This window comes from Hoylesella timonensis 4401737 = DSM 22865 = JCM 15640, assembly GCF_000455445.1.
GTDB lineage: Bacteria > Bacteroidota > Bacteroidia > Bacteroidales > Bacteroidaceae > Prevotella > Prevotella timonensis.
The window spans coordinates 1-12,158 of sequence record NZ_HG417091.1; the positions used below are offsets into that span (position 1 = coordinate 1).

The following is a 12,158-nucleotide window of genomic DNA, read 5'->3' on the forward strand; positions in this document are numbered from 1 at the left end:
CTGAGCCCAGGCTTCCACGAAAATTATTGTTTGATAAACTTTCTATTAAAATATCAAAAAGTTGATGATGTTATCGATTAAAATGTGTAATTTTGCAGAAGATAGGCTGCGCCTTAACAAAGAATGTAAACTTTCTCTGTCTTCGGCTCGTGCAATCTTTACAGAAAATAGGATGCATCTTTGCAAATGAAGACAGCTCAATTGTTTTGAGCTGGTGCTACCCTTTAGGAAATATACATAATAAGATAATGACACTTGACGCTTTAACCGCCATTTCGCCCATTGATGGGAGATATCGCAGCAAAACAGTTGCACTGGCAGATTATTTTTCAGAATATGCGCTCATTCGCTATCGCATACGCGTGGAAATAGAGTACTTTATTGCCCTTTGCGAACTTCCGTTACCTCAACTCCAAAACTTTAATCATTCTTTGTTCCCGCGTCTTCGGGATATTTATCAAAAGTTTGATGAAACTTCTGCACAGCGTGTAAAGGATATAGAACAGGTGACCAATCACGATGTCAAGGCGGTTGAATATTTCCTCAAAGAAGAGTTTGATAAGATAGGTGGGTTGGAAACGTTCAAAGAGTTTATTCACTTTGGACTTACCTCACAAGACATTAATAACACTAGTGTGCCCTTGTCTATCAAGGAGGCGCTGCATGAAGTGCTGATTCCCTGTATTGAAGAATTGATAGAACAGTTGGAAGCCTATGCCGCCCAATGGAAGGACGTGCCAATGTTGGCAAAAACTCATGGGCAGCCTGCCTCACCAACTCGTTTGGGCAAAGAACTCATGGTGTATGTTTATCGACTTCGTGAGCAGTTAACGCTTCTTGAGACTTGTAAGATGAGTGCTAAGTTTGGCGGTGCTACAGGAAACTATAATGCACATCATGTGGCTTATCCTGCCATTGACTGGAAGGATTTTGGTAATTGCTTCGTGCAGGAGAAGTTGGGTTTGCAGCGAGAGCAATACACCACCCAAATTAGTAATTATGACCACATGGGGGCTTTCTTCGATGCTTTGCGCCGTATCAATACCATCGTGTTAGATATGGATCGAGACTTTTGGATGTATATTTCCATGGAGTACTTTAAGCAAAAAATCAAAGCAGGAGAAGTTGGGTCGAGTGCTATGCCTCATAAGGTGAACCCGATAGATTTTGAAAATAGCGAGGGTAATTTAGGTATGTCCAATGCCATTTTACAATTCTTGGCTCAGAAATTGCCAGTGAGCAGGTTGCAGCGTGATTTAACAGATTCTACCGTGTTGCGTAATGTCGGTGTTCCAATAGGACACACAATGATAGCCCTTCAGAGCACATTGAAGGGATTACGCAAGCTTATCTTGAATGAAGACAAACTATATCAAGATTTGGATAAGACTTGGGCAGTGGTCGCAGAGGCTATCCAAACCATTTTGCGTCGCGAGGCTTATCCGCATCCATACGAAGCGTTGAAAGCATTGACACGTACCAACCACCAGATGACCGAACAGACCATCTATGAGTTCATTCAGAATTTGGATGTAAGTGACGAAATAAAAAAAGAACTGATGGCGATTACACCACATAATTACACAGGTGTGTAAGTGCGAAAGGGGAGAAGGCGTGACGCCTTTGAAAGACGGACGGCACGTTAAACGTTTCGGTTTTTCAGACCTATTTATTACGATAATAATATCAGAAAATAAAAATATATCAAAATCAGCCGTGAGGCTAATTATTTACAAAGAAAAGTTGATTAAAAATGATGGATTCAGAATTAGAAAAGAATTTTCAGGAGCAATCCTTAGAGCAGGGCAATCAAAGTCGTGAGACTTACCAAAGGCCTTCGGGAAATAATGAAAGAGATGCTCGATACGGTGAGCGAAGACCTCGTCGTCGCATTCAACGTCCTTATGATGGTGAACGGATGAGTAGACCAACAAGTGAGGGTGGCTTTCGCCCAGAGGGTTTTGGGAATAATTTAGAAAATAATAATGTAGAAAGAACTCCTTCGCGTCCTTATCGACCTCGTTATTCGAATAATGAGCAAGGAGAATATCGCTCTCGTTATCGTCGTGACTACCAAAGTGGCTATCAGTCACGTCGACAAGAAGGTTATCGCCCTCGATACCAGAATGATGTAGACGAAGGTTATTCATCCCGACAGTCCGGTGGATACCGCCCACGATACAACAATGATGGCGAGAATGGATATCAGTCTCGTCAGGGTGGTTATCGCCCACGTTATAACAACAATGATAGTCAGAGTGGATACTCTCGTGAGGGAGGTTACAATCGAGGAGGGTATCAACCACGTGGCAATTATCAAAATCGGGGGGGCTACAATAGAGGCGGTTACCAGCAAGGAGGTTATCGTCAACATTCTCCAAACTATAACCCGAATGCAAAATATAGTTTGAAGAAGCGAATTGAATATAATGAGGAGCATATCGATCCGACAGTTCCTGTTCGATTAAATAAATACTTGGCTAATGCTGGTGTATGTAGCCGGCGTGAGGCTGATGAGTTTATCCAAGCTGGGGTAGTGAAGGTAAATGGCGAAGTTGTAACAGAATTGGGAACGAAAGTCCTACGCTCAGATGAGGTGGTGTTCCATGATCAGCCTGTTTCTTTAGAGAAGAAAGTATATGTGCTTTTGAATAAGCCCAAGGATTACGTGACCACCAGTGATGACCCGCAACAAAGAAAAACGGTCATGGACTTAGTGAAAAATGCTTGTCCTGAGCGTATCTATCCTGTGGGTCGGTTAGACAGAAACACCACAGGGGTACTTTTGTTTACCAACGACGGAGATTTGGCAAGCAAATTAACTCATCCCAAGTTTCTAAAGAAGAAAGTATATCATGTGTTCTTAGATAAAAATGTAACTGCACACGATATGCAACAAATTGCCGAGGGAATTGAGTTAGAAGATGGTGAAATCCATGCAGATGCCATTGAGTATACAGATGAGCCAGAGAAAAATCAAGTAGGAATAGAAATCCATAGTGGTAAAAATCGCATTGTGCGTCGCATCTTTGAGAGCTTGGGCTACCGAGTTATCAAATTGGATCGAGTGCAGTTTGCGGGTTTAACCAAAAAGAATCTGCGCCGAGGCGATTGGCGATTCCTCACCGCTCAGGAAGTAGATATGCTGAGAATGGGTGCATTTGAATAGTTGAGATATATAGTTGACAAGTTGACAAGTAGACCAGTTGACCAGTTGATGGTTCCATAATGTCGCCTATAACCAATTGCGAACGACAACAAACCATCGGCATTAACTTGTGAACTTGTAAACTCGTCAACTTGTCAACTCGTCAACTTGTCACCTTGTAAACTTGTGAACTCGTAAACTCGTAAACTAAAAAACTAACATAATGAAACGTACAAAAATTATTGATGTCCTTCAGAGTACAGACTTCAATCAAGAAGTGCTGGTAAAAGGTTGGGTGCGTACTCATCGCAGTAGTAAAGCCGTACACTTTATAGCACTGAATGATGGTTCAACGATTAAGAACGTACAAATAGTCGTTGACCCGGAAACAATAGACCCCGAAACACTTAAAAACATCACAACAGGCGCATGCTTATGTGTCTCTGGCACTTTGGTTGAAAGTCAAGGACAAGGACAAACCGTAGAAATTCAAGGAAAAGAAATTGAGATTTATGGCTTGTGTGGCAACGATTATCCGATGCAGAAAAAAGGGCAGTCGTTTGAATATATGCGACAGCATGCACATCTGCGTTTGCGCACCAACACCTTTGGAGCGGTGATGCGCATTCGCCACAATATGGCAATCGCTATACATAAGTATTTTCATGACCATGGTTACTTTTATTTCCATACACCTATTATTACTGCCTCGGATGCAGAAGGTGCAGGAGAGATGTTTCAAGTAACTACGCAAGATCTGAATAATCTACAGCGAGATGAACAAGGAAAGGTGAAATATGATGATGATTTCTTTGGGAAAATGACATCGCTCACCGTTTCAGGACAGTTGGAAGGTGAACTGGGTGCCACCGCTTTAGGACAGATTTATACCTTTGGACCAACTTTCCGCGCCGAAAACTCCAACACCCCTCGTCATTTGGCAGAGTTTTGGATGATTGAACCCGAAATTGCTTTTACAGATTTGGATGATCTGATGGGCATTGAAGAAGAATTTATCAAGTATTGTGTGCAATGGGCTTTGGACAATTGTAAGGATGATCTCGAGTTCTTAAACAAGATGATTGATAAAACCTTGTTGACACGATTGCAGAGCGTTGTAAGCGGTAGCTTTGTGCGACTTGATTATTCCGAAGGAATCAAAATTTTGGAAGAAGCGGTAAAGAGTGGACAGAAGTTCGAATATCCTGTATCATGGGGAATGGATTTGGCGAGTGAACACGAACGCTATTTGGTGGAACATCACTTTAAGAAACCTGTCATCATGTACAATTATCCGAAGGAAATCAAAGCCTTCTATATGAAAATCAACGAAGATGGCAAAACGGTTCAAGGGACGGATGTGCTCTTCCCACAGATTGGTGAAATCATTGGGGGATCGGTTCGTGAAGAAAGTTATGAAAAGCTGCTGGGTGAAATCGAACGTCGCCACATTCCGATGAAAGATATGTGGTGGTATCTTGATACACGTAAATTTGGCTCTTGTCCTCATGGTGGCTTTGGATTGGGCTTCGAACGTCTCATTCTCTTTGTTACGGGAATGCAGAATATTCGAGATGTGATACCTTTCCCACGCACACCCAAGTGCGCAGAATTCTAAACAAATTCATCTGATGATATTTCATGCCGATACCTTATTATATAGTGAGAACGACACATATAGTGAAAAAATAACGTGTTGTTTTGCGTATAAATGAGAGATTAAATAAAAAAACTTGTCTAAATATTAAAAAAAGAAGATTTTTATTTGTTTGTTTTAATATTTATCTCTATATTTGCACCAAGATAATTTGCCTGTAATAGGGTTACTATGTACATAACGAACAATCATTGGCGTGAAAAAAACAGACGGCTTAGTTTTCTGACAGAAATCAAAGCGTCTTTGAATAATAAGTATATATTTAATTTTTATTGTTTTATTTAATTTTATATCGTATGAGAAAGAAATTTTTAAGTACGCTGCTAATGGGAGCTTTAGTAACAGCTTCTATGAGTACGTTTACATCTTGTAAGGACTACGATGATGACATCAACAATCTGCAACACAGATTGATGCATTGACTCCACTCAAGACTGTAAAAACAGAATTGCAGAGCGAACTCGCTAACTTGCAAAAACAGTTGGAAGCCAAAGATGCACAACTGCAAGAGGCTATTACAAAGCTGCAGACAGCTGATGCAGATCAGACAAAGCAGATTACAAAGCTTGCTGCAGATGTTTCTGGCTTAGAGGCACGTGTAAAGACTGCTGAAGAAGCTTTAGCAAAAGTAAACGAAGCTTTGAAAGGCAAGGCAAGCGAAGCAGAACTGAAAGAACTGGCTGGAAAGGTAGCTGCTGTAGAAAGTAGCCTTGTTGAGCATTTGAAACAAATCAAGGAACTGAAGGCTGGTCTTGAAGATGTGCAGACAGCACAAGAGGGTATTAAGTCAGATATTCAAGAGCAAAAGGATGCGCTTGAAGGCTACAAAACCCGTTTAGAGGCTCTTGAGAAGAAAGGCTTGTCAGAGGCTGATATCAAGAAGATTTATGACAAGATTGAAGAGGCTACGAAAGCTTTGGATAAGAAGTTGTCTGAAGAAATCGCTCAGCTCAAGGCTGATGCTAAGTCATTGTCTGATAAGATTGATGCGGTAAGTACAAACGTTAACGTATTGAACGTATTGCTACCTACAGAGCTTCGTAGTATCGTTTTCGCTCCAGATTCATATTACTGGGGTATCGAGGCTACCAAAATTCAAACCTTGAAGTACAACGCATACACATTGTCTCCTGTTGCTTGGAACGTGATAGAAACCAAGGGTTATGATAAGGCTGAACGTTATGAAGCAAAGGCTGGTTCGAGAGTACTTGCTTTTGTAGCAAACTACCACATGAACCCTTCAACAGCTGTTATAGATCCTGCTACTGCTAAGGTTAATGTCCTCTCTGGAGACAAGGAGTACACACGTGCTGCTGCTGATGCAGGTTTGTCTGTTGCAAGCTGGACAGTTGAAGGTGGCATGTTAAAGGTTAACTTGGACGTAACAAATCCTGAAAAGATTAAGTCTGTGAAAGAAAACGAAATGGTTACCGTTTTCGCTACACAGGTAACACTTCCTGGTATGACCTTGAATAAGGACCAAAACATCGCTGAAAGGACCATTACTTCTGATTATGCAACTTTATATGCAGAGTCTATTTCTGACTTGAAATTGGCTCACCGTGCTGGTGAAGATGTTCCTTTCTTAGGTGTTGAAAGTCCTAATAAGTCTGTACTGGCTGGACCTGACAAAGATCACAAACACCACCAGCTGTTGATGCAGCACGCATTTGAAGCAGGTGTAAGTGGTAAGTACGGTCCTCAGGATTCTGTTAACTACAATGAGACTTTGGATCTCCGCAAGCTTGTAGAAGTACATTATAAGAATGCAAAGGGTGTCAACAGATTGATGACCGCTGAGGATTTCGAAGCTAATGGCATGAAGTTTAAGTTCGAGATTACAGCACTTTACTTAGGGTCTACCAAGACTTCCGAATCTGCTCATGCTGCTATTAATCCTGAAGACGGTTATACATTCCGTCCACAGATGCCTGAGTATGACAAGGATCATGTAGGTAAGCAACAAGCTTACGGAGCTGAGCAAGCTCGTCCTACCATTGGCCGTACACCATTAGTTCGTGTATCTTTGCTTGACAAGGATGGTAAAGTGCTTGATTATGGTTATATCCGTATCAAGATTACAGAGAAGAAGACTCCTGCTACAGTTGAACCAGATAAGCATGTTGATTATCAAGGACCTGATTACAACTACTCATATAATGGTGAATGTACAGATCCTGCAAAAGAGTGGAAGTACGAGACAAAGTGGATCCAGACAGAGTACGATTTGTACCACATGTTAGGTATCACTCGTGAAGAATTCGAAGCTAATTATGGCGTTTCTCCTGTAAAGGATGCAAATAATGGTGGTTTGCAGCAGTATAAGATGAGTGCCAATGGCAAGACATTTGAGAAGATGGCTGAGCCTATCGGACAGGCTTATACTAAGAACGAAACCTCTCCTGAAGATGGAACTCTTACAAGTATCTTGGGTTGGAAGTTAACTGCTGTTCAAGCTAAGCAACTGTTCGTTACAGAGAAGAAGGCTAATGTAGAAATTGCCGTGAAGTACGAGTCTAAGGACAAGTCTAAGTATCCTGATGTATTTGTTACTTTCAAGACTGGCAAGCGCGTTGGTGAGGACTCTACACCTGCTGGAGAAGTGAAGTTGGCTGACAACATCATTTCTAACTACTGGTATGCTACTAATACTTCTACACCTGGAACCGCTGAGATTCACAGCAATACTTTGACTCCTGAGGATAATCCTAATGGAACAGCCGATAAGATGGAGACAACATTTGGCGACGTATTCAAGGGCAACAAGATTGGTGCTAGTCTGATAAACGTTGTTAAAGACCTTACTGAAGGTAAAGAGTATGCAGCTGCTAAACTGAAGCTCAGTCTCGTATTCGATGCTGCAAACACAGGCAAGGAATACAAGGGTATCGACGGCAAGACTTATGTAATGTCAGTGTCTGAAGATGGTAAGACTTTGAATGCCCAGATTAAGGGTAATCAGGCTAAGAATCCTGTTGCAACTCTTACCAGTCCTGAAGATCCAAGCGAGACCATGATTGCTTACCAGCACAATGACTATGCTCATGCATTGCTGAACTACAAGGATCACAACTCATTGGCTAACGACGTAGTGAAAGCTATCATCGGTATCAAGGCTCAGAATGAGTGCGCAAAGAATCTGGCTCTGACGAACAATACATTTGACGTTCGCTTCCTCCGTCCAATCAACGCTAAGAATGCCAACAAGGAAATTGTTGATGCAAGTTATGTTGAAATGCAGCAGATTAAGGCTACAGACCTTTTGAAGTTCACAGACTGGCGTGATGCTTGGAACAAAAAACAAGCTGCTGGTATCGGTGGTGAATATGAGAAGTACTATGGTGTAACGGGTGTAACAATCGATGGCATTGCAGACGGACAGTCTATTAGCCTCAATCCTAATGTGATGACCAACTTGGGTCAGAGCGATCCTTCTAAGTTCGTTCCATTAGGCGATGTTACTAAGAACATTGACTTCGTTTATACTGCAGCTGATGGTGGTACACTGACCTACAAGAATTTGAGTGCTACTGTTCAGGAGTTCCAGATTAAGATTCCTGTAACTGTTAAGTACCTCTGGGGTTATATCACTGAGAATGTAACTATTACAGTGAAGAAGACCGCTAATAACGCTAAAAAGTTCTAATCCTAGATTAGATTATCATACTTGAAGGGGAGGGGTAATTTACTCCTTCCCTTTTTTTCTTAAATTGACTTTATGAAATTAAAGATATTTACAATATGCATGCTTTGCATGACGTTGACATTTGTTGGATGTAAGTCTGGTAAGAAAAAAGATCCACTTCGTTCTGAGTATCTACGACCAGCCTCTATGGACTATTCTAGTAAAGACTCATCTGAGATAAAGACATTAGTAGATAACTATGTGGAGAATTTCAAGAATAAGAACTTCCGAGTTACAGCCAGCATGCTGTATACTTTGCGAAATGATAGTATCTTGCCATTGTCTGAAGAAATGAAGCAGAAATATATTGATGCCTATTCGCGTATGCCCATTTACGATTGTGCTGTGAAGGGCATTATTTTACGAAGTGATAAAAACAACGAAGTACAGGTGTCAGTACAAATTATGCCTAACGGTAGTATTGATGAAGAGAAAGGTGTTACTACCTTTTGTTTGAATCCTGTGTTAAAGGATGGGAAATGGTATCTTACGTTGTTGGATGAATACGCTGATGGCGTAGAAAACGTTTATGATAAATATAAAGAAAACCAGTAATCTATTCGCATGGCTGTTGCTTATAGTTTGTTGCACTACATTATCGTGTGCAACAGGTAAGCCTGAGCTTCAGCTCAAAACGCAGCAATACGATTTAGGCAACTTGGACAGCGAACATCGAGTGCAGACTATCCTTGCTCCTTTTACAAATAAAGGTGGAGGGGAATTGATAATTAATAATATTAAGACCGATTGTGACTGCACAACTGTTCAGTATCCGAAGGAGGCATATAAGCACCGTTCGGGCGATAAAATTAAAATTACAGTAGATTTAACTCCTTTCTTTCCTGGCCCAATATTAAAAAAAGTGGCTATTTATACCAATGGGCAGCCACAGCCCGTGGAGATAACCATTAAAGGACATGTTATATGAATAGGAGTAATAGATAAATGAATAGAGCATGAGACGATTACGAATTTTTGCCATGCTTGTGTTGTTGCTGTGTATGGTGACTTCACCTTCCATGGCAAGTAACGAAGGTGATGTGCTGATGGTTCAGATGAAATCAGGTGACTTGTATAAATTTCACTTGACTGAGCGTCCTGTTGTTACTTTCTGGCCAGACGGAATCAAAATTGTTTCGTCCGACTTTAGTGCAGAATACAAAGACGTACAAAAAATATATTTTGAAGAATATACAACTGATGTGACCTTGCCACAAGATGTTCAAGCAAATGAGATGACTTTTACCTATCTTGATGGACATACTGTTCAGATTGACGGACTCAAAGGAAATACTGAGATTCGTGTATTTACTTTGGAAGGTAAGATGATGTCGCTTGATATTGAAAGACAAGTTAACTCCATCAAGGTTGATTTAGCGGCTTATCCAAAGGGCATATACATTATTCGTTGTAACAATCATTCATTCAAAGTAACCAAACGATGAAACAAAGAATACTAACTATATTATTGCTTTTCGCCTCATTCTTTCAGGTGCAAGCCCAGCAGAAGGTTTATGTACACACGCTTGACAAAACCTTTGATTGGTTTACCTGGGAGGTGGATAGCATCACATTTAAAGAGGCTGATCCTCTTGTTGTTCCCGCTACAGCCAAGCCTGTTGACTTAGGCCTTTCGGTGCAATGGGCCGACTTCAATTTGGGTGCAACCACCGACACCGAATCCGGTCTTTTGGTAGGATGGGGTGACGTGACAGGTACCAACAGGTCGGTCAATCTGAAATACTTCCCCGTTGAGCATCCGCTGGGCAATATCATCATGAGCAAGTATGACATTGCCAAGCAGAAGTGGGGCGACCTATGGCGATTGCCATCAACTGACGAAATACAAGAGTTGATAGACCACTGTACATGGACATGGACCACAAAGAATGGCGTATCTGGTTACCAAGTTGCCAGTCAGAAGCCAGGAAATACTAATTCCATTTTCATCCCTGTCACGGGTTCGCGTACCGGAGCCATCATGGCCGAGGAAGGCGTTGCTGGTTACTATTGGTCGGGTATCTTGGATACCGATAAGACCAACGCTGTTGCCTTGAAATTTACAGATGCCGACAAGCTGCAAACTGCCTTGAAACGTTTCATTGGCTGTAGCATCCGACCCGTCTATGGCAAATATGTACAAGCTGTATATGCTGTAACCGCTCCAGCTACAGAGGTAACCTATCAAACTGCGAATGTTAACGTTTCTCTTTCAGGAGGTATTGACCAGGTAAAAGAGTATGGTGTTTGCTATGCTAAGAATCCTGTTGACTTAGATCCTATTAAGGGGCCTAAGGTTTCAGATACAACCATTCCTCAAGGAAATACCAAAACGTTCGTCCTCACAGATTTATCTCAGCGTACCACCTATTATTATCAAGCTTATGCTTTAGTTGGGAGTGATTACGTTTATGGAGAAAAGTTACAATTTACCACACAGCCCAAATTCCCAGAGCCTGAGATTGTAGACTTGGGGTTGTCGGTCAAATGGGCAAAGTGGAACATGGGAGCCAAAACCGAAGCCGAGTATGGAGGTTACTTTGGCTGGGGCGATCCAACGGGCGAGTTATTCTCGAATGATGTCACCGAATATGCCAAGGGGTTAGCCACAAAAGACATTGGTGGAACCAAGTATGACATTGCACGTGCGCAGTGGGGTGGTAAGTGGCGACTGCCTACAACCAAGGAGTTAAAGGAATTAGAGAAATGCACTTGGGCGTATACTCCAAATTACAACAATAAGGGCATCGAGGGTTGGATTGTTTCCAACAATGGCAAACAAATATTCTTCCCACGTGCAGGCTGGAGACGGGCTGATAATACATCGCACGGCATTGGTGACGACGCCTATTATTGGTCGTCAGAGTTAGCCGACAACAGTCCAAACTCAGCCAAGTATGCTCAGCTCTTAGGAAAGAATTATGTAGAAATAGAGTTGAGTTTGAAGACTATCTTGACTCCTGTTCGTGCTGTTTATGCTGAACCTGGCGAAAACTACACACCCGATCCGACACCTAATCCAGGTACTGATCCTACGCCAAATCCAAATCCCGACCCAGGTCCTACCCCAGAGCCACCATCTCCTACAGCTGGAAAAGCAGTTGATTTGGGCGTGTCTGTCATGTGGTCCGACCGTAACGTCGGTGCTGTTAAGGCTTCAGATGCTGGTAAGTATTTCGCTTGGGCTGAAATCAGTGACAAGACCGAGTACACCAGGCAAAGTTACACTGCCGGATATGATACTTTGACCGGAGCGTTCACCGACTCCGTTTCCGTGAGCCACATTGCTGGGAGTAAGTTTGATGCTGCCCGTGTATTGTGGGGCGGAACATGGCGAATGCCAACCGATGACGAGGTGGGTGAGCTGAAGAGCAATTGCACACTGGAATGGACGTTCCAAGATGGAGTTCCCGGTTATCTGATTACGAATAAGAAAAATGTCAAGAACCATATCTTCCTGCCTGCTGCAGGTTATAACAATGGAACTTCAGTTGGTGGCAACGGATCGTTTGGAAAGTATTGGACAGACCGAATTTATACTTATAAGGACTCGAGCAAGAGCACTGCCTATGCCCTGTCTTTAGCCAGTAGCGGTTTCTATGCAAGCAGTATGCCCAGGGAATATGGTGCCTTGATCAGGCCTGTGATGAATTATTAATTTTATCTAA

At 42.1% G+C, this 12,158-nt stretch carries 9 protein-coding genes; all 9 read left to right on the top strand.

The features are described from left to right. The first annotated feature begins 248 nt into the window (after positions 1 to 248). The 9 genes from purB (at position 249) to BN35_RS12725 (ending at position 12,148) form a co-directional block, all read left to right on the top strand. A complete protein-coding gene (gene purB / locus BN35_RS02220) occupies positions 249 to 1,595 on the top strand; it encodes an adenylosuccinate lyase (RefSeq protein WP_025072467.1) in 1,347 nt (448 codons plus the stop codon). Between the two features lie 161 nt (positions 1,596 to 1,756). Then, positions 1,757 to 3,169, top strand: coding sequence for a pseudouridine synthase (locus tag BN35_RS02225; protein WP_025072466.1), 1,413 nt, complete (start codon positions 1,757 to 1,759; stop codon positions 3,167 to 3,169). A 202-nt stretch (positions 3,170 to 3,371) separates the two neighbouring features. Next, on the top strand, positions 3,372 to 4,766 hold the full coding sequence (gene asnS, locus BN35_RS02230; protein WP_028901149.1) for an asparagine--tRNA ligase: 1,395 nt from the start codon (positions 3,372 to 3,374) through the stop codon (positions 4,764 to 4,766). Between the two features lie 335 nt (positions 4,767 to 5,101). Next, positions 5,102 to 5,227, top strand: a complete 126-nt coding sequence (locus BN35_RS14035) for a hypothetical protein (protein ID WP_257009414.1) — start codon at positions 5,102 to 5,104, stop codon at positions 5,225 to 5,227. Then, on the top strand, positions 5,224 to 8,451 hold the full coding sequence (locus BN35_RS02235; protein WP_025072465.1) for a zinc ribbon domain-containing protein: 3,228 nt from the start codon (positions 5,224 to 5,226) through the stop codon (positions 8,449 to 8,451). Before BN35_RS14035 ends, BN35_RS02235 begins: the two co-directional genes overlap by 4 nt. Positions 8,452 to 8,559: 108 nt before the next feature. Further along, a complete protein-coding gene (locus tag BN35_RS02240; protein ID WP_025072464.1) occupies positions 8,560 to 9,045 on the top strand; it encodes a hypothetical protein in 486 nt (161 codons plus the stop codon). After that, on the top strand, positions 9,020 to 9,418 hold the full coding sequence (locus BN35_RS02245; protein WP_025072463.1) for a DUF1573 domain-containing protein: 399 nt from the start codon (positions 9,020 to 9,022) through the stop codon (positions 9,416 to 9,418). Before BN35_RS02240 ends, BN35_RS02245 begins: the two co-directional genes overlap by 26 nt. A 28-nt stretch (positions 9,419 to 9,446) precedes the next feature. Further along, positions 9,447 to 9,935 (top strand): T9SS type A sorting domain-containing protein, encoded by a 489-nt coding sequence (locus BN35_RS02250; RefSeq protein ID WP_145992916.1) that lies wholly within the window; start codon positions 9,447 to 9,449, stop codon positions 9,933 to 9,935. After that, complete coding sequence (locus tag BN35_RS12725; protein WP_025072461.1) at positions 9,932 to 12,148, top strand: fibrobacter succinogenes major paralogous domain-containing protein; 2,217 nt, start codon at positions 9,932 to 9,934, stop codon at positions 12,146 to 12,148. The genes BN35_RS02250 and BN35_RS12725 overlap by 4 nt, the downstream gene beginning before the upstream one ends. Positions 12,149 to 12,158: the final 10 nt, after the last annotated feature.